This window comes from Lentisphaera marina (assembly GCF_028745505.1).
Classification (GTDB): Bacteria; Verrucomicrobiota; Lentisphaeria; order Lentisphaerales; family Lentisphaeraceae; genus Lentisphaera; species Lentisphaera marina.
Genome location: NZ_JAQZZL010000001.1, coordinates 1,378,609 through 1,397,195, shown reverse-complemented (window position 1 = coordinate 1,397,195; position 18,587 = coordinate 1,378,609). Strand labels below are relative to the sequence as shown.

Sequence of the window (18,587 nt, the reverse complement as noted above, 5' to 3'; positions counted from 1 at the left end):
TATGCTCAAACTAGGTTTATTCCCAACCTCACAAGCACATCGAGGTCAATAAATAAATAAAAATTAATTAATAAAGTATTTTCTTTCTTTAATAACTTCCGCAACTGCCTCGGGTACATCATTCTCCCAACCTTCTTGTCCTGTGGCAATTTTTTTCAAAACCTTACGAGAATAAATCCTCAAGTAATCTGGGTTATAGCTCTTTATATCTTTTACTTTACCATGCACCTTAACATAATCAAAAAGCATCTGCAGATCAGAATCTACCTTGAAATTCTCAACTGTAATGAGCTCATCTTTATACTGCCAGGGGTAAACATAGAGTCCGACTTGATTCTTAAACAAGCGTCCCATAGCTTCTAGAATGCCACCTTCTAAGTCATTGTAATAATCTACATTAAATAATTCCATTAAACTTGCGGCCCCCATAGCAACTGCTACGGGACGATTCGTGTTCATACGTAAATAATGGCCTAGCTTATAGTATTCTTTGTAATCGGAAATAAGTACTTTATACCCCGAGGCAGCCAACATGTCAGCACGAGCTAAGAAGTCGTGAAGGTCTATACTACCAGACCCTTGCATCAAGTTATTCATGGTAATCTCCATGATCGGAACAATTTCATCTTTATCTACACCAATATCTTCAGAGAATTGCTCTAGTGCTGTTTCCATAATATCTATGTTCACATTACAGACGGGGCGAAAACTTCCGCGCTCTACAACTACCGATTTTTTATAAAACACTGACGATGGGAGTAATACTGATTTATCTGGGCCAAACATTGCAGCATCACTCAACCCTAACTTAACTAAATTCAAAAGCATTAAACGGTTATCAACTCTACGAAATTCAATACCTTTAAATTCAACCATATCAATTTCAATACGATCGCGACTTAAATTATCCAACAACGATTCAAGTAAATTCTCAGGTCTATGAGCTAGATTAAAAGCGGCATGAATGAGGTTAACCCCAACAATCCCTAGTGCCTCTTGCTGTAAACCATTGGTCTTATCTTTTAAATTAACGTGAATGATAATCTGACTAAAATCATCTCCTGGGCGAGACTGAAATTTCACGCCCAGCCAACCATGACATTTATTAGTGCCAGAAAAATTTCTAGCTGAAACAGTATCCGCAAAAGAGAAAAAACAGGTACTATCCCCTCTACCATATTCTAGACGTTTGATATTTAAATCATATTCATAGTCGAGCATATCTTGCAAACGCTGCTGACCTACATATCTCTGGCACTTTCCGTAAATCGAATCACTTACAATCATATCGTATGCCGAGATACTCTTTGCTATAGTGCCAGCCGAGCCACCTGCCTGAAAGAACCAACGAACTACTTCTTGACCTGCGCCAATCTCTGCGAATGTACCATAAATTCGACTATCAAGATTAACTTCGAGAGCTTTCTCCATGGTGCTTAAACTTTCTGTAACCTTAGTCATTTTTTCTCTCCAATGAAATTAAAAAATCTTAGTAAAAAAATATATATGTAGAACAATAAAACCCAATAGATTTTTCACTAGATCTTATTCTTCAAAACACGCAAAAAAACCTTCTTTAAGGACGCTATCCTGCAAACCCTCACCTATAATAACAAGCCGATTGAGATCTCCATAGCTTCTCCCTGATAATTCATCTTCAAATAAGCGATGTACTGACTGAAAAATTGTACTGCCCTCAACACCAGATAAATTCACTATTCCCTTCATCCTGTAGACCACATCACTCATATCAAACAAAACAGAACCAACCCATTGGCGAAAACGAGCATTATTAACTACACCATTTTTTGACAGCGATAGTGATGTCATATGACTGTGAGAATGCTTCTCACTACCTAAACTCAATACATCCACATTGAATCCTCCCAAATCCAGTAAACTCTCTAAGTCTGAAAGCTTACCATACTCACAAGCTACCACCGTAGCTAAGGGGTTAATCTCAGATAGCTTTGCAAGTTCGAAATCATCATATAAATCTAATTTACTGACTAAGATCTTATCGGCATAAACTACCTGTTTAAGCCCCTCAGGACTTGCCAATACGCGACCTGAATTGACCGCGTCAAATACAGTAAGCACACCATCTACATAGAATTTCGAGTTGATTAAAGGATCAAAATAGATAAGCTCTGCAACCGGAGCTGGATTTGCTAAACCAGTAGTTTCAATAACGATTTGATCAAAAGTTCGTTCATCATTATGAAGCTTTAAAAGTATTTTTGTTAAATCACCCTGAACCGTACAACACAAACAGCCATTATTGAGCTCCAAAACTTGATCTTCAGCATCGAGAACTAACTCTCCATCAATCCCTAACTCACCAAATTCATTTATGATCAAAGCCAATTTCTTCTGAGACGATTCAATCAAATTATTTAGAAGCGTTGTTTTTCCCGCGCCTAGAAATCCCGTTAAAATGGTAATTGGTATTTTGCTATCTTGTCTACGCATAAAAAAAGCCGGTAGTAACCGGCTAAAAATTAGAGCTTTTTATAAATATCTTCTAGAGTCAATTTTTGATCAATCATCATGACTTGAAGATGGTAAAGTAATTGAGATATTTCTAAGGCCGTATCATCATCAGTCTCAAACTTGGCTGCCATCCAAACTTCTGCAGCTTCTTCAACTATTTTTTTACCGATAAAATGAGTACCCTTATTGAGTTCTTTTACAGTTCCTGAATTGGGATCCCCTGCTGCAGCCTTTTTGCTGAGTTCCTCAAAGAGTTCTTCGAAAGTTTTCATTGTGTATCCTGAATTAAATAAAAAACGCAGCTCAAAATATGAGCTGCGTTCGAAATTTCAATGCTAAAGCTTAAGCTTAAGCAGTGATAACCGTAATAAGGTCGAGTACTTTGTTTGAGTAACCCATTTCGTTGTCGTACCAAGATACGAGCTTAACGAATGTGCCATCAAGTGCAATACCTGCTTTCGCATCAAAAATTGAAGTAAGTTCACAACCACGGAAGTCAGTAGCAACTACTGCATCTTCAGTGTAACCGAGAACACCAGCAAGCTCGTTTTCAGAAGCACGCTTCATTTCAGCACAGATATCTTCGTATGAAGCATCTTTTTCGAGCTCAACTGTTAAGTCAACACAAGAAACGTCTGAAGTAGGTACACGGAAAGCCATACCAGTAAGTTTACCGTTAAGCTCAGGAAGTACTTTACCTACAGCTTTAGCAGCACCAGTTGATGAAGGGATGATATTCTCAAGAATACCACGACCACCTCTCCAGTCTTTCGCAGAAGGACCGTCAACAGTTTTTTGTGTAGCAGTTGCAGCGTGAACAGTAGTCATAAGACCACGCTTGATACCGAACTTGTCGTTAAGAACTTTAGAAATAGGAGCAAGACAGTTAGTTGTGCAAGAAGCGTTAGAAACGATATCTTGACCAGCGTATTTGTCAGTGTTAACACCGTATACGAACATTGGAGTAGCATCTTTAGAAGGAGCTGAAAGAACAACTTTCTTAGCGCCTGCAGTGATGTGACCACGAGCAGTTTCGTCTGTAAGAAAGAAACCAGTTGATTCAACTACAACGTCAGCTGAAACTTCGTCCCATTTAAGATCCGCAGGGTTACGCTCTGCAGAAACGCGAACTTCAGAACCGTCAACAACGAGTTTACCGTCAACAACCTGAACATCACCGTCGAAACGACCGTGTACTGAATCATATTTAAGCATGTAAGCGAGGTAATCTACGTCAAGAAGATCGTTAATACCTACAATTTGAATATCGTTACGTTTTGCAGCTGCGCGAAAAACGTTTCTACCGATACGACCGAAACCATTAATACCGACTTTAATTGCCATGTGTATTATCCTTAGTTTGTTTTGTTTTTGTTTAGAAATTTTTTTGAGTCCGTACTATATGCGCAAATCTTTTTTTGCCCATCTTTATGACTCAAATTACTTTACATGATGATCCATGTACTTGGATGGGTTCTGATGCAAAGGCTTTCCAACTGGTCGCGCAGGGACTCCAACTACTGTCGTATGTGACTGAACATCATCGAGAACCACACTGCCCGCGCCGATTTTGGCACCTGCTCCAATACTAATATTTCCCAAGAGTTTTGCTCCTGCTCCAATCAGCACGCCATCACCTACTTTAGGGTGTCGGTCACCACAATCTTTTCCAGAACCACCTAAGGTAACCTCATGTAAAATAGATACATCATTGCCGACCACTGCCGTTTCTCCTGCAACAAAAGAAGACGCGTGATCCAAGAGTATCCCCGTACCGAAACGTGCGCCTGGATGGATATCAACACCAAAAACTTCGGCATTTCGAGATTGAATGTGGCAAGCTAAATGAGCTCTACCGTTCTTCCATAAAACATGAGCTAAACGCGATGCCTGCAAAGCTTGGAAGCCTTTATAGTAAAGCATGGGTATGACATAGCAATTGCAGGCCGGATCACGATCACAGATGGCTTTTAAATCTTTTTTTGCGGCTTTCGCTAAAGACGCATCTTCTAAGTAGAGTTTAGTAAAGATCTGTTCTAGATCACTCGCAGTGACATATTTTTCACCTAAACTTTCAGCTAAGCGTGAGGTTAAAACTTCTGCCACACTAGCTTTAGATAAAATGGCTTCATCAATAAGCCTCGCTAAACTCTGCTCTTTCGTTTTAACGACTTCGGCTTGATTCAGAATTTCCTGCCAAAATTTGCTATTCATCTTTACTCCTGAAATTTAATCAAGCCAAACTTATGCCATAATTACTAGAATCAAACTCAAAAAACTCATTTAGTCTTTAACTTGACCCAAATCAAACCCACATACTCATAAATTGATTTTCTGCTCAATTCTAAAGCTTCTGCACTTGGCATGGGTACAAACCAAGCGTCTCCATAGGATTCATAATTTGCGGGAGCCGCAAAAACATTCAAACCATGGCTCTTAAACAAATTCATCGCTCGGGGCGTATGCGTTGCATCTGTCACTAGAAGTACTTTTTCATCACCACAAATTTCTTTAGCAAAACGCGCTTCTTCATTGGTATCTTTTGGTTGAGTTGAAAAACTTATCTCACTTGCGTCTATACCTAAACTAATGGCCGCTTGAGTCATTATTTCGCCGTGAGCTTCATTGCCACCAACCGCAAAACCAAAAAATATAAATTTAGCTTGTGGATTTAACTGCTTTTGCCTCAAACCCTCCATCAAGCGAGAGCGAGCCGTTCGACTGAGTTTCAGACTATCAGGCCAATGCTTCTGAGAGCTGTGCCCTGAGCCCAAAACAGCAATATATTTCGCATCCAAATGATTAGATACTGGAGTATACTGAGCCTCTAATGGACGCGCAATCAAATGACTAATTGGAGGAAAACAGAGTAAAAGCAATACTGCAGAAGCAATCATTGCTATCTTATACGCTCGTTCTTTTTGATCTTTCTTTTTCCACAAGTAAAAAGAAACCCCAAGTGCTATACAAAATAACACTAGGGGATTAATAAAAAAGACAACGACTTTTTTAATGAAAAACATTAAGAATCTAAATCTCTCACTTTTCCAATGCGACGATCGTGACGACCACCTTCAAACTCTGTTTCCATCCATGTTTTTATGAATGTCATCAATTCTTCTTCACTAAACTGAGCCGCACCTAAACACAAAACATTAGAGCCGTGATGTTGGCGAGTCATACGAGCTGTTTCTTCAGAATAGACTAATGCCGCTAATACACCATTTAATTTATTGGCAAGCATACTCATACCAATGCCATTGTTACAAACTAAAATAGCTCGATCAACCTCACCTTCCGAAACCGATTTTGCTGCAGGAATACCGAAATCGGGATAATCGCAACTATCCAAACCTGAACAGCCAAAACTTGTAACTACGTGTCCCTTAGACTCCAAGTATTGCTTTAATTTATTATTGAATTCAAAACCTGCATGATCTGATGCAATCGATATTTTCACTTTATTCTCCGAGGAATTAATTTAACTTAAAATGATTCTTCACTCATCTAAATTAAATGCAAATTCTTTTCATAGAGAACTTGGTTATTTGTGTCATAAAAATTTAATTTTTCCAGCGACCACTTCTAATCCGCCGTCCAGTATGAACCTGATTGTAATGGTAGGCCCACACGTAAGCCCACTCATCCCCAACTAAAACTGGAACTAATTGTCGTAAGTAAAGACTATTCTCATTATAAGGTGAGAAGTCTTCAAATTCATCCATCTGCTCAATTTGATTAGGATTATTCAAGTTTAATAGCTCACCATGAATACAATCCCAATCACCACTCGGCTTGACTACTGAATCTAATAGAGTTTGACATAAATTCGCATCGTTCTGATAATCACAAGTTCCTAGTGCCATAATCATTTGACTTGGTAACTCCAAGGCGGGGTAGCCTTCAGACAAAGCATAAAGCCGACCCCAAGTCTGAGCTTTTTTCACTTTGTTTATTCGCCCACATAAATGATGATAAGGCATCGCACTCTGCAATGTGCCATAAACAAACACGTCCATCATTTTTGAGAACTACTATTTACTTAATCCACATAAGCGTGGATCAAACTCATGAGGTCTAAATGCACCTCTTCCATGGTTTTTGAGGCATCAATTTTTTGCATTTCTTTGCGGTCTTCGCAAAGTTGATTATACATTTGACGCGTGCGGTGAAAAAAGTCAATTTGTTCAAGCTCAAAACGATCTAAGGCACCACGACCGCGCGCACGTTCTAAGCCCAGCTCTGGATCCAAATCCATAAAGATCGTCAAACCAGGAATCATATCAGACAAGCAAATATCGTGAATAGGTTTAATCAAATCCAAACCTAACTCTCTACCGCCACCTTGGTAAGCCCATGTAGAATAGAAAAAGCGATCACATACAAGCCAAGCTCCGCGCTCTAAAGCGGGGCGAATCACATTCTCAACTAATTGTACTCTTGCAGCATACATGATCAATAACTCTGTTCGAGGATCAACCTTTTCATCAACTGCAGCTGATTTAATCACTGTTCGTAAATCCTCCGCCATGGGAGTTCCACCTGGTTCTCTTGCAAGAACCACTTCTTGACCTTTATCTTCGAGTACCTTTTGAATGAGTTTTATCGCGGTGCTCTTACCTGCACCTTCACTACCTTCTACGACGATGAATCTTGAGCAATCCATTATTTCAAGATCTCCTTAACGTACAAAGCAAACTCGTATTGACGAACTTTTTTATACTCTGCCCCCATCTTGCCTTCCATTTTACCGTACTCAACGGGATCACTAAAAACTGCCGAATTAGGCACTAAGTTTGCCACTAAGTCGGCTAAGTCATCATGTAAATCACAAGCACTAGAACGACGATACCAATAGCCTGCATTAGGAAGGTCGCCTTCGACGCGATGCATCACACAATGTAAATAACTCGCTTCTAAATCGCCAATATTACTAATAATCTCATGCCCTTCATCCAAGCAGTCCCACGCTAAATAAAACGCAGATTCAAGCATTTCTTTCTGCACTCCATTCAAAGCCTTCAACTTTGATGATTCCTTCATAAGCTCTTGAGCTTTTTTAACGACCACATCCTTGGCTGGGCTCAAAGCTAAGCGCTTCGTAAAAGGAGCTTGCTCGAATGTCTTGGTGATCGCAGGATCATTAATATCTTTAATAAATTTATCTAAAGTCTGAATCATGATTCTACCTACTTTTTATTTGAAAGCCAATCCATCAAGGCCATGAGCAAACCTGAAAAAACAAAAGTTATATGCATCGCTATTTTTAATTTAACTTCTTCAGAATTTAAGGCCCCCTCACGCATAAAGACTTTAAGTAACTCAATAGAAGAGATGGCAACAATTGAGCCAATGAGTTTAATTTTTAATTGCCCAAAACCCACTTTACCCATCCAACCAGGCTTATCTTCATCAATAGCTACTTCAATCTTTGAGACAAAACTTTCGTAGGCACTAAATGTGATAATAACTAAGAGGTTAGCAATCAGAGATATATCAATTAAAGTCAAAACAGAAATAATAAGATCTGGCTTAGTAATTGTGCCAATGACTGTAACCAAATGAAAGACTTCCTTGGAAAACTTCACTAACAACAAGGCTAAACCAACCACTAAACCTAGATAAAATGGTGCCAATAACCAACGACTGGCAAATAAAAACTGCTCAAACGCATTTTCAACTTTCTTTAACATTGTCTCTTCCTATTGATATTTTTTAATTGCGCCTAAATTAGCGGATCTTTAATTTTGAACAATCACAAAAAAACTTTTTCTTTATGCCAAATTCAGATGATCCGCAAAATCTTTACCGCGCTTGGTATTTACGCTTAAATCAATGTGCTCAAGACACTCTACATAGATATAAACTTGAATGCCCTACTTTAAGTATTTCCAATGAACTGACGGCATGTGCAGGCAAGTGGATTCACGCGAAGAATGAAATCTCTTTAGCGGAACATATTTTTTTTAATTACCCTTGGGAACAAGTCATCTTAGTTTTCAAACATGAGCTTGCTCATATGATCGCAGACAAAATCTATCAAGGACTTAATGAAAGTTCGCATGGAAAGTCTTTTCAACGTGCTTGTACTGAATTGGGCATATCTGCCAAAGCCAGTTTGCGGAGTCCGCAAAAACAATCCTCACTAAACGATAAAATTAATAAGCTCTTAGCTTTAGCAAAATCCAACAACCCAAATGAAGCTCAAAGTGCCGCCATTAAAGCTCAAGAATTAAGCTCCAAATACAACCACATTCCTCACGAGCATAGCTTTTCATTTCGCTCAATTGGCAAAGCTTTCAAACGCTGCCCCGTTTGGCATAGCCAGATCATCAATATTTGTAGTCGATATTTTTATGTAAAAGCCCTAAAAAACCATTCATCAATTGAGAGTAAATACTTCTTTGAATTTTACGGCGAGTTACAAAACTTGGACACCGCTGAATATATTTACAACTTCCTCTACTCAAGAGGTGAAAAATTATGGCAAGAACACAAAAGTCATGGTCAAAGACGAGATCAATTTTTGCTCGGATTATATGAAGGCTTTGAAATGAGTTTAAAGAGTAATGATGTAGCCTGTAAAAATGCCCTGATTCATTTAAGAAATCCCGCACTGCAATCTTTTTTCCAAGAACTTAATCCACGCACACGATCAGTCTCTTATAAGGTTAAACTTGACCAAGGCTTATACAAACATGGACAAAAACTAGGGCAAAAGCTCCAAGCTCCGAAAGCCCTAAATCATAAAAGCGTCCAAAAACGACTTAATTAATAGATTTCTAAAGAACGTCGTAATTAAATAAAGTTTATAAATCGAAAAACTGGCCTTTATTAAGTCTAACGCAATAATATAGGAGACTTGCGATGTTACTGAAAAAAGTTCTTACTGCTGGAGTCATTTGCTTCACTGCCATCATCACAAATCAAACTGCTCAAGCTCACTGCGAGGTACCTTGTGGCATCTATGATGATGGTGCCCGCGTAGTACAAATGTTGGAAGACACAAAAACAACTGCTAAAGCAAGTAAAATGATTGCTGAACTAGCGGGTAAAACTGATGCGCAATCAGCCAACCAACTCAGTCGCTGGGTAACTAACAAAGAAACTCATGCTCAAAATGTCATCGAGACAATAAGCCATTACTTCATGACTCAACGCATCAAAGCGTCACAAAAAGATTATGCTGATCGTCTTGCGAAGCACCATGCCATTATGGTTGCGGCTATGAAAGTAAAACAAAATGCCGACGGTAAATATTCAGAGGAACTTAAAAAAGCTATCATGGCCATCGTTCCTTATTACCACGTACACCTCGAGCACAGCCACTAAGATTTATCCATTAAAAACAAAGGGTCTTTGCGATTATCGCAAAGACCCTTTTTTTATTAGAAAATCTCTATTAACTCATCTTCATTAATAGTTTGTTTTTTAATTTGCTTTTCATCCTTTAAAGAAAACCTTTGTGATTGAATACCATAGCGAAAATAAACTGTAAACATTAAAGCTCCCATGGCGGTTTGATAAGCTTTAGCCTCAATATTTTTTCCTGCTCCCCAAGCGAGTTCGTGTGCCCAATAACCTTCGGGATGCTGATTTTTTATCAATACTTTTTGAAAAGCTGAATTCCATTCTTTCCAATACTTTCCACCGTGCTGAAACATGGCAAAGGTTTGATAATACCAAGCGTACATTACCCATTTTTTAGGAGATTTATCCCAATCCAACTGCGGAAGAGATTCCTTATATAAACGATCCATTATCTTGTCAACATTCTTGTCGTTCTGACCCGCCCCAAGTAACTGTAAACACAAAGCTCCCGCAGCAGCAAGACCTGTATTTCCGCGTCCGCTACTTGGCTTTGATGTCCCAGAATAAGGAAAATGAAATTTCGCCATAAGTTTCATTCTTGGGATAGCCTTTTCAATCGCTTCACCCAAACCATCAATTTCTAAACCCGAAACAGAGAGCGCCTTTAGTGCCTGATAATTCCAAAAGGAGATTGAGTTATCCCAACGTGGTCCCTTCTTATAATTATAATCAAAGTCCCCTTCCGGCTTCTGTCCCTTGATCAATAATCTTGCAAAATGTTTTAAAGGACGCTCTAAACTGTAGTTCTTTGTCATCATATACGCCTCCGCCAAGGCATAGACTTTGATCGCATGCGGGTAGCCATGAGCTACATTAACATCGCCTGTCGCTCTCACTGCTAAGGGTCCAGAAGCATAATAAGCCAAATCCTCTTGTGTTGTTGTTTTTATACCTACAATACGCTTCTCACCACCTAGTCCTGGTGTATAAACGAGTTCTGCACCAGGACTTGAACTTGCCAACCACTGAATTGCTTTCGCAACCGTTTTACCATAACGCTGTGATTTTGGTGTATCACCATTTGCTAAATATGCCAATAAAGCCAAACCAGTCACTCCGCTATTACCCCAAGAACCATCAGATCGCTGATTTTGAGCCAACCAATCTAATGCCCGTAGTAGACTCTGAGTACTTGCTTCCGAGACACGGTGAATGTTTCGCGCCCTACTTTTACCCTCAGGTGATCTTAAGATGCAACTACTATCCGAAAGGAAATTTGATGTTGATGGCTTTAAGTCTTTTGGCATTGTTACATTTTTAAGCAACTCTACTGCCGGTGGACCATCAATATTTTCTTCACTATCAAACTTGATATCCATTTTGTTCATGTTCTCGACAATTGGTAGATCGGTTTCAATTGGAGTATCTAAGTCAGGTTCTTTCGGTTCTGGTCTGGGCAATGGCTTAGGTATGGGAAGCTCTGGCTTATTATCTACCGCCTGAGTCAATTCAATCTGAGGACTCGGCTTTTTCACTTCAGCTTTAAAAAGACTTGCTACAAGGATCAACACTAAATGAAAAGCTGTGGAGACCAGAGGTCCCACAAGAGTTTCTTTGAGCTTTTTCTTGCGGTACTCCTGCTGTATTACTATTAATTCTTCAGGATTTAAGAATTCAAATAAATTTTCATCATAATCTTTTTTCGACATAAATTCCTCACAAGTTTATTTAGTAATATCTAACTCTAAGGGAACTTTTTGAGCAAAGCAAGTTTAAAAGTGTCATTTTTGTCACTTTTTTCATTTTTGTTATATTGACACAAAAAAGCCTTTGCGATAATCGCAAAGGCTTTTTGTAAATCTAAGGCTATTAATTAGAAAATATCTATCGCCTCTTCGCCAGCTGCAGCTTCTTTTTCTTTCTTTTTCTGCGCATCTGATTTTGGCTTCGTCTTCTTAACTGAAGTCGAAGGTAGGTAACGATAGTATACAGTCAACATCAATGCTGCTAAAGATGTTTGGTAAGCTTTACTTTCGATATTTTTACCTGCTCCCCATGCGAGTTCATGTGACCAATAACCTTCGGGGTGTTGATTTTTCATCAAGACTTTCTGGAAGGCGTTATTCCAGTCTCTCCAGTGTTTACCACCGTGCTGGAACATAGCAAAAGTTTGGTAATACCAAGCGTACATTGTCCATTTCTTAGGTGAGTTAGCCCAATCCATTTGCGGGATAGACTCTTTGTGAATTCGATCCATAATGTTATCAACATTACTATCACCTTTGGCTGCACCTAATAACTGAAGACATAAAGCTCCTGCTGCGGCAAGACCTGCATTACCTCGTCCTTTCGTGGGTTTTGAAGTACCCGAGTAAGGGAAATGATATTTTGCCATCAGCTTCATTCGAGGTATAGATTTTTCAACCGCTGCATCTAAACCTTCAAAATCTAAGCCAGTTGCTTTAAGAGCTTTAATCGCCTGATAATTCCAAAAAGAAATAGAGTTATCCCAACGTGGACCCTTTTTATAGTTATAATCAAAGTCACCTTCGTTCTTTTGACCTTTGATCAAAATATTTGCAAAGGCTTTAAGCGGGCGCTCGATACTGTAATTACCTGTCATTGTGTAAGCTTCTGCTAGTGCATAAACTTTAATCGCATGTGGGTAACCATGGGCAACCCTTACATCACCTGTTCCTTGAGCTGGACCTGCGGCAAAGAAACCTAAGTCTTCTTGAGTAACGTTTTTAATACCTGCAATGCGTTCTTCGACTTCAAGATTTGGTGAGTAAACTAGGTTGGCACCTGGACTAGAGCTAGCTAACCATTGGATCGCTTTACCTACGGTCTTACCATAACGCTGAGATTTTGGTGTTTCACCGTGTGCTAAGTAGGCTAACAAAGCTAAACCAGTAGTACCACTATTACCCCATGATCCATCTGGACGTTGATTCTTAGCGAGCCAATCCAAAGCTTTTAAAAGGCTTTGTTGAGCTGCTTTAGATCCACCATACTTACGTAGTGCTGCAGATTTAGCATTGGGAGAACGAGCACTAAACATTTTAGCTGATTGCATTGGTGAAGTAGATGGTTTCACATCAGACATCATTTCAACATCATCCATGATCTCTGCCGCTGGCGGCTCATCACTAACTTCTTCAACTTCTGTAGCTACGTCTTCGACATCAACAGTCTCTGTAACCTCAGGGTTGACCGTATCAACTTCAGTCTCTAAGTCTGGCTCCTCGGGCGGTGGGGGCGGCGGTGGGGGCGGCGGTGGTTCTTCGACAACTTCTTCAATTTGTTGTGTAATCTCTACTTGAGCATTGGCTTCTTTTGTTTCTCCTTTAAAGAAGGAAGCTGCAAAAATAAGTAGGACATGCATAGCAGTAGAAATAACCGGTCCAATCAAAGACTCTTTGAGTTTTTGTTTACGGTATTTCTCTTGAATCTCCATCAATTCTTCCGGGCTCAAGATTCCAAACGGATCTTCCGGCATTTCTTGATCAGACATAATGACCTCATTAGTTTACGTTTAATTTATAATAAACTAATAGCACATTTCTCACAGCGCAAGCTACAGGAGTGTCACTTTTGTCATTTTTATTGGAATTTTCGTTTCTCTACAGGGTTTTCACTTCAAAAGCATCATAGCCATACACTTAATCACGTGAATTGATGCATCTAAAATTCGATTTTATTTATCAACTTTATCTAACCTAGCCGATTGCTGTAAATCAACTACGGAATCGTATTCATCAACAATTTCACCAGTCAAAACCTCTAAAACATCTTCTAATGTCACAACACCCTCAACGCCACCAAACTCATCAACAACAATAGCTAGGTGACGACGATGTTCCTGAAAATCTTTAAGAAGTTTATCTGCAGGTGCTTGCTCTGGAACGAACCGCACTTTATGTAGGTAGTTCTCTAATTTCTGATCTTCTTCAGAATTAATTATAGCAATTAATAACTCATTTTTATGAAGCACACCCTTAATGTCATCTGGACCTTCCCCTACTAATACTATTCGACTGTAAGAACAGTCTATCAAACTATCTTTAATATCTTTTAAAGTTTGCTCTGTAGAGTAATAAAACATTTTAACACGTGGAGTCATGATATCGACCGCTTTCGTATCATCCAACTTAAAAACATTGGCAATCATAGCTGATTCGTCTTCATCGATCACCCCCTCTTCACCACCAATTTTCGCTAACATTAAAATTTCAGCTTCATCAGTTGTATGAGAAAGCTCATGTGCCGGCACAAAAAACTTAGCCACAAAATTTAAAATATTAGCTAACCAACCAATGAGTTTTGAGGTGAAATAAAGTGGCTTGGCCACCAAAAGACAGACCTTAACTTCGTAACGTTCACCAATAGTTTTGGGAATGATTTCAGCCCAAATGATAATCACAAGTGTTAAAATCGCTGAGAAAAAGCCCTGCCACACATCATTTAGCACTTTAGCTGCTACAGCACCAACAGCCAAGGATCCGGCTATATTTGCGATGTTATTCAAAATAACCAATACCGAAATGGTATGAGTCAGATTTTCGTGAAGAGCTTTCAAGGCTACCGCGGCCGGACTGCTCTTCTGATCAAGCTGGCATTTTTCAACTTCGACCTCTGAAATCGACAAGAAAGCTGCCTCCGACATAGATGACAGAGCAGAAAAACAAACAACCAGTAAGGAAAGTAATACTAAGCTTAACAAAAGAACTCCACAGCTGATTTGCACTTATCGCAAATCAGCTGATTAATAATTTAATTGATGATGTCGTCCATCTCTACTTCTTCAACATCACCCAGTTGATCAAGCACTATTTCATCAATAAATTCATCCACTTGCTGTGACGAACGCCCAATATAATCTGTTGGGTTTGTTAAGGTGTCGAGCTTATCTTTAACCGCGGCAAAAATCTCATCATTTGCTATGCGATCCAAGAGGTCATTTTCACCGCCCTCTTTCATGACTTTTGCAGCTGCAACTGAATGAATTCTAACAGCTTCATGCAAGTCCTGACGGTCACCACCAGCTTTAACACAGGCCATGATAATATTTTCTGTCGCCATAAATGGCAAATATGTCATGACACGCTTATTAATGACATGTGGCCAAACAGCCATTCCATCAATAACATTGGTAGCTAAAGTTAAAATAACATCAACACCTAGGAAAGCTTCGGGAAGCGACAGTCTGCGGTTTGCAGAATCATCCAAAGTTCTTTCGAACCATTGATTAGCATGAGTATGAGCACCATTGTCAGTCAAACTCATTACATAACGAGCAATAGAGCAAATACGCTCTGAGCGCATGGGGTTACGCTTGTACGGCATCGCACTTGAACCAATTTGCTTAGACTCAAATGGCTCTTCAATTTCTTGAAGATTAGAAAGCAAGCGAATGTCGCCCGCCATCTTTGCAGTAGACTGAGCAATTGCAGACAACTGACTCAATACAAGAAAATCAATTTTACGTGTGTAAGTTTGACCAGAAACTGGAATGACTTTTTCAAAATCCATCAATTCAGCTACACGGAGGTTGAGAGTTTTTACTTTCTCGTGATCACCTTCAAATAATTCCAAGAAACTAGCTTGTGTCCCAGTCGTACCCTTCACACCGCGGAAAGGTAGCGTATCTATACGATGACGAAGATCCTCTAAATCAATCAAGAAATCTTGGAGCCATAATGTGCAACGCTTGCCAACTGTTGTGAGCTGCGCTGGCTGGAAGTGAGTAAAACCTAAAGTTGCTAGGTCTTTGTAGTTTTTAGCTTGCTTTGCCAAAACTTGAATTAGTTTCACAACTTTCTTTTCAACAAGATCTAGAGATTCACGAATTTGAATCAAATCTGTATTATCACCTACATAGCAACTAGTTGCACCTAAATGAATAATAGGCTTAGCACTAGGGATCTGGTCACCCCATGCATGCACATGAGCCATAACATCGTGACGTAAATCGCGTTCGTATTTTGCAGCTAAATCAAAATCAATATTGTCTAAATTTTCTTCCATTGCCTTTAATTGCTCATCTGAGATTGGAAGATCTAATTCCTGCTCAGCTTTTGCCAAGGCTAACCATAATTTACGCCATGTAGAAAACTTCTTTTGTGGAGACCAAATAAAACTCATTTCCTTACTAGCATAACGGGCTACTAAGGGATTTTCATATCTATCTTTAGACATCGTATTTCCTTATTAATTAAAACGTTTTGGGAACTTAGCCTGAATGATTAGAAAATCTACAAAGCTCGGAACATAATTTAAAAGTCTTAAAAATAATAAGTCACACCGATATTCACAATATCTACTGACGAGGTAACTTCTGTCCCTTCAGCTGCAGGAATCTGACCGCCATTGTCTGTTACACTATTTTCAAAGCCATGGATATACGCTCCTGCAATCTCCCATTTTTCATCAATCCTATATGAGAAACCAGCAGATAGATAGTGCTCAATAATAATGGGTGCAAAAGCATTAGCAAACATGGCTTCACTATCAATCGGCGCTTCACCCCAAGAGTAACCACCTCTGAAAGTCCATTTATCATCAGCTTGCCAAATCAAACCCGTTTTAAAGATATTGTGATTATCCCACCCAAACCCTCCATCAGTAACATCATTACCCGAAGCTTGAACCGAACTCCAATTGAGGTACTGCCAATCAAAAGTCCAAGTTAGATTATCTTTGATCTTATAAGCCACACCCGTCTGAAGGATATTAGGCATATCAAGTGGGTGAGTCGTCACATCATCATATTTATCAAAACCAGAAAACCAAGTACGAGATGTGTAGGACATACCAAAAGCAAAACGATCCCATTCACGATGGATCGCTAACTGGAAACCAGCACCAAAACTATCATCCCATTCATTATCACCTCTAGTTTGCTGCCCAGTCGTCAAGGTTAACATATCTGTCTTAACACGTGCATAACTTAAATTAGGACCAAAGCCGACACGCCACCCATTATTGAATTCATGTGCATACACAAGGGAAAGCTTATATGAATTATATTCTAAGCGCCTATCATAATTACCCAAGTGACCAGGAGTAGAACGAGCACCGGAAAAATCAGATGAATATCCACTATTCACAAATAATGCAACCCCATAGGCCGATTTACTATCTAATTGCTCAACCATTGAAAAATGAGGAAAAAATAAATTCCCGGTATCGTCTACACTATTTTCAAAGGCATTCGGCAATCCAGCTCCACCCATTTCAATTTCATTCTGTGGTCTTAAATATTCTAAACTCAAATCAACGCGATTTCCCATCCCTACAATAGCTGCCGGGTTTAATTTAACCCACGTTGAATCCTGAGGTGCAGCAACGCCACCCCCTGCCAAGGCCGCTTGGTTAGTACCTGTAGACAAAGCCACTGTCCCATATAGTGAACTACTCAGCGTTGCCGTCATTAAATAAAAAAACTTTTTCATCTCACATCCCTATAATAAAAAAACCGCAGACCTAAGCCTGCGGTTTTATGAAAATTTTACTCTTTACTTCTTCTTTTTTACTGGCTTAGGAGCTACAAATAAATTACCATGAGCTGCATCAAGTGAATCGACATTGGAAGCATTAATGAGTAAATAACGCTGATCAAACCATTCATTTAAATCTTCTGATTCAGGTGGATTCGTTACTTGTGTAAAGTCCTTAGATGGATTCCATGCAATTGCTGAATCAATTCTTCCCATTGAAATAAAGTCTTTCAATTCACGAACGCTAGAGCTAACTGACAAGCCAATGACAGGGAGTTTTGATTCATCGAAATCAGGGAAAGTTTCTTCTACATAACCTTTGTCTTCTGCCTTAGGCGGTGTGTAAAAAACTTCCATAGCCTTCAACTGCTCTCTACCATAAGGTAATGATGAAAGAAAAACAACCACATCACAATCGGCATTACCTTCTAAAACAGCTTGTAACTGCTCTCCTGTAACTTCTTCCATCATCTCCATTTCATCTTGGTTTTTTGATGGTGGTGCAGGGTTAATGAGCTTATGAACATTTGCTTTACCAGCAAACCCTTCCTGTAAATAAGCTAAAGATCTTTGCAAATGTTGATTACTTCTTTCGTTATTAACGTCATAGCTATGAATCACTAAAACTTTACCAGGTCCTGTAACTTTAGTAGCTAAGTCTGCTGCTAGCTTTTGTAATCTTGAGTTACGGTACTGATCTTCAATCGCAACCCTATCTGGACCCGCATTAATTAGAGGAGATAGTATTGCCACCATTACAATAGCAACAGCGCAAATGATAGACATTAGTTTGGGTACTGCTTTACGAGGATCTTTCTTAGATTTTGTGTATCCCCATATCATGCCTGAGCCGAAAATAAGGTAGAGTACTAATAGTGTGGCCATGGTTTCTCCTAGCTGGTTCTTTTAAAACAATATATTGCTGCAATGATCGACAGTCCTCTGCGAAGCCAAACTACAGCCTCATCGTCATGAGTCAAACCACCTTCACCTGCGGAATTAACGTCAATAAAGTTCAACATGTCAACTGTGTTATTCACGAGAACATAAATTAAGAACACAGCAATCACTGCGGATGCTATACTAAACAGGTATCTTGCAAACCCATCTTGTAGTTTAAAAGCCAGTGGCTTCTCATATGTTCCTAATACTTTTCTCATAACCTATTGCAAATTTATTTAACTCTCTTCTTGAAAGTAAAACATTCTATTGAGCTGTTCAAGAGTTCAAAAAAAATATTGTCCAAATTAAACAGATTTTTATGCTTTTCTGTAGTTAAATAGT

At 39.2% G+C, this 18,587-nt stretch carries 20 protein-coding genes; 2 read left to right on the top strand and 18 right to left on the bottom strand.

From position 1 onward, the window contains the following. Positions 1 to 63: 63 nt before the first annotated feature. The 11 genes from PQO01_RS05790 to PQO01_RS05740 form a co-directional block, all read right to left on the bottom strand. Positions 64 to 1,461, bottom strand: coding sequence for a nucleotidyl transferase family protein (locus PQO01_RS05790; protein ID WP_274313088.1), 1,398 nt, complete (start codon positions 1,459 to 1,461; stop codon positions 64 to 66). Positions 1,462 to 1,545: 84 nt separating this feature from the next. After that, entirely contained in the window at positions 1,546 to 2,472 is a 927-nt protein-coding gene (locus PQO01_RS05785; RefSeq protein ID WP_274313087.1) for a CobW family GTP-binding protein, read from the bottom strand. Positions 2,473 to 2,501: 29 nt separating this feature from the next. Beyond that, on the bottom strand, positions 2,502 to 2,765 hold the full coding sequence (locus PQO01_RS05780) for a phosphoribosyl-ATP diphosphatase (RefSeq protein ID WP_007278550.1): 264 nt from the start codon (positions 2,763 to 2,765) through the stop codon (positions 2,502 to 2,504). Positions 2,766 to 2,841: 76 nt separating this feature from the next. Then, positions 2,842 to 3,837 (bottom strand): type I glyceraldehyde-3-phosphate dehydrogenase, encoded by a 996-nt coding sequence (gene gap / locus PQO01_RS05775; RefSeq protein ID WP_274313086.1) that lies wholly within the window; start codon positions 3,835 to 3,837, stop codon positions 2,842 to 2,844. Between the two features lie 96 nt (positions 3,838 to 3,933). After that, entirely contained in the window at positions 3,934 to 4,707 is a 774-nt protein-coding gene (gene cysE, locus PQO01_RS05770) for a serine O-acetyltransferase (RefSeq protein WP_274313085.1), read from the bottom strand. A gap of 65 nt (positions 4,708 to 4,772) precedes the next feature. Further along, positions 4,773 to 5,516, bottom strand: coding sequence for an ElyC/SanA/YdcF family protein (locus tag PQO01_RS05765; protein ID WP_274313084.1), 744 nt, complete (start codon positions 5,514 to 5,516; stop codon positions 4,773 to 4,775). Beyond that, positions 5,516 to 5,953 carry an RpiB/LacA/LacB family sugar-phosphate isomerase gene (locus tag PQO01_RS05760; protein WP_274313083.1) on the bottom strand — a complete coding sequence of 146 codons (438 nt, stop codon included), beginning with the start codon at positions 5,951 to 5,953 and terminating at the stop codon, positions 5,516 to 5,518. Before PQO01_RS05760 ends, PQO01_RS05765 begins: the two co-directional genes overlap by 1 nt. Before the next feature lie 103 nt (positions 5,954 to 6,056). Then, complete coding sequence (locus PQO01_RS05755; RefSeq protein ID WP_274313082.1) at positions 6,057 to 6,515, bottom strand: gamma-glutamylcyclotransferase family protein; 459 nt, start codon at positions 6,513 to 6,515, stop codon at positions 6,057 to 6,059. 20 nt (positions 6,516 to 6,535) lie between these two features. Then, positions 6,536 to 7,159 carry a dTMP kinase gene (tmk, locus tag PQO01_RS05750; protein ID WP_274313081.1) on the bottom strand — a complete coding sequence of 208 codons (624 nt, stop codon included), beginning with the start codon at positions 7,157 to 7,159 and terminating at the stop codon, positions 6,536 to 6,538. Further along, entirely contained in the window at positions 7,159 to 7,674 is a 516-nt protein-coding gene (locus PQO01_RS05745) for a hypothetical protein (RefSeq protein ID WP_274313080.1), read from the bottom strand. The genes tmk and PQO01_RS05745 overlap by 1 nt, the downstream gene beginning before the upstream one ends. 8 nt (positions 7,675 to 7,682) lie before the next feature. After that, a complete protein-coding gene (locus PQO01_RS05740; protein WP_274313079.1) occupies positions 7,683 to 8,186 on the bottom strand; it encodes a TIGR00645 family protein in 504 nt (167 codons plus the stop codon). A gap of 83 nt (positions 8,187 to 8,269) precedes the next feature. Here PQO01_RS05740 and PQO01_RS05735 point away from each other — a divergent pair, with 83 nt between their 5' ends. Further along, the gene (locus tag PQO01_RS05735) at positions 8,270 to 9,268 is read left to right on the top strand and encodes a DUF2786 domain-containing protein (RefSeq protein WP_274313078.1); all 999 of its coding nucleotides are present in this window, start codon (positions 8,270 to 8,272) and stop codon (positions 9,266 to 9,268) included. Between the two features lie 92 nt (positions 9,269 to 9,360). After that, complete coding sequence (locus PQO01_RS05730) at positions 9,361 to 9,825, top strand: superoxide dismutase [Ni] (RefSeq protein WP_274313077.1); 465 nt, start codon at positions 9,361 to 9,363, stop codon at positions 9,823 to 9,825. Between the two features lie 56 nt (positions 9,826 to 9,881). On the opposite strand, the gene PQO01_RS05725 is transcribed toward PQO01_RS05730, so the two are convergent. The 7 genes from PQO01_RS05725 to PQO01_RS05695 all read right to left on the bottom strand — a co-directional run bounded on the left by PQO01_RS05725 (position 9,882) and on the right by PQO01_RS05695 (position 18,463). Continuing rightward, on the bottom strand, positions 9,882 to 11,513 hold the full coding sequence (locus PQO01_RS05725) for a hypothetical protein (RefSeq protein WP_274313076.1): 1,632 nt from the start codon (positions 11,511 to 11,513) through the stop codon (positions 9,882 to 9,884). A gap of 164 nt (positions 11,514 to 11,677) precedes the next feature. Then, on the bottom strand, positions 11,678 to 13,318 hold the full coding sequence (locus tag PQO01_RS05720) for a hypothetical protein (protein WP_274313075.1): 1,641 nt from the start codon (positions 13,316 to 13,318) through the stop codon (positions 11,678 to 11,680). A 183-nt stretch (positions 13,319 to 13,501) separates the two neighbouring features. Beyond that, a complete protein-coding gene (locus PQO01_RS05715; protein WP_274313074.1) occupies positions 13,502 to 14,527 on the bottom strand; it encodes a hemolysin family protein in 1,026 nt (341 codons plus the stop codon). 50 nt (positions 14,528 to 14,577) lie between these two features. Continuing rightward, complete coding sequence (purB, locus tag PQO01_RS05710) at positions 14,578 to 16,002, bottom strand: adenylosuccinate lyase (protein ID WP_274313073.1); 1,425 nt, start codon at positions 16,000 to 16,002, stop codon at positions 14,578 to 14,580. 86 nt (positions 16,003 to 16,088) lie between these two features. Then, complete coding sequence (locus PQO01_RS05705; RefSeq protein WP_274313072.1) at positions 16,089 to 17,258, bottom strand: OmpP1/FadL family transporter; 1,170 nt, start codon at positions 17,256 to 17,258, stop codon at positions 16,089 to 16,091. Positions 17,259 to 17,321: 63 nt separating this feature from the next. Further along, complete coding sequence (locus PQO01_RS05700) at positions 17,322 to 18,188, bottom strand: hypothetical protein (protein ID WP_274313071.1); 867 nt, start codon at positions 18,186 to 18,188, stop codon at positions 17,322 to 17,324. An 8-nt stretch (positions 18,189 to 18,196) separates the two neighbouring features. Beyond that, entirely contained in the window at positions 18,197 to 18,463 is a 267-nt protein-coding gene (locus tag PQO01_RS05695) for a hypothetical protein (RefSeq protein ID WP_274313070.1), read from the bottom strand. Positions 18,464 to 18,587 lie beyond the last annotated feature (124 nt).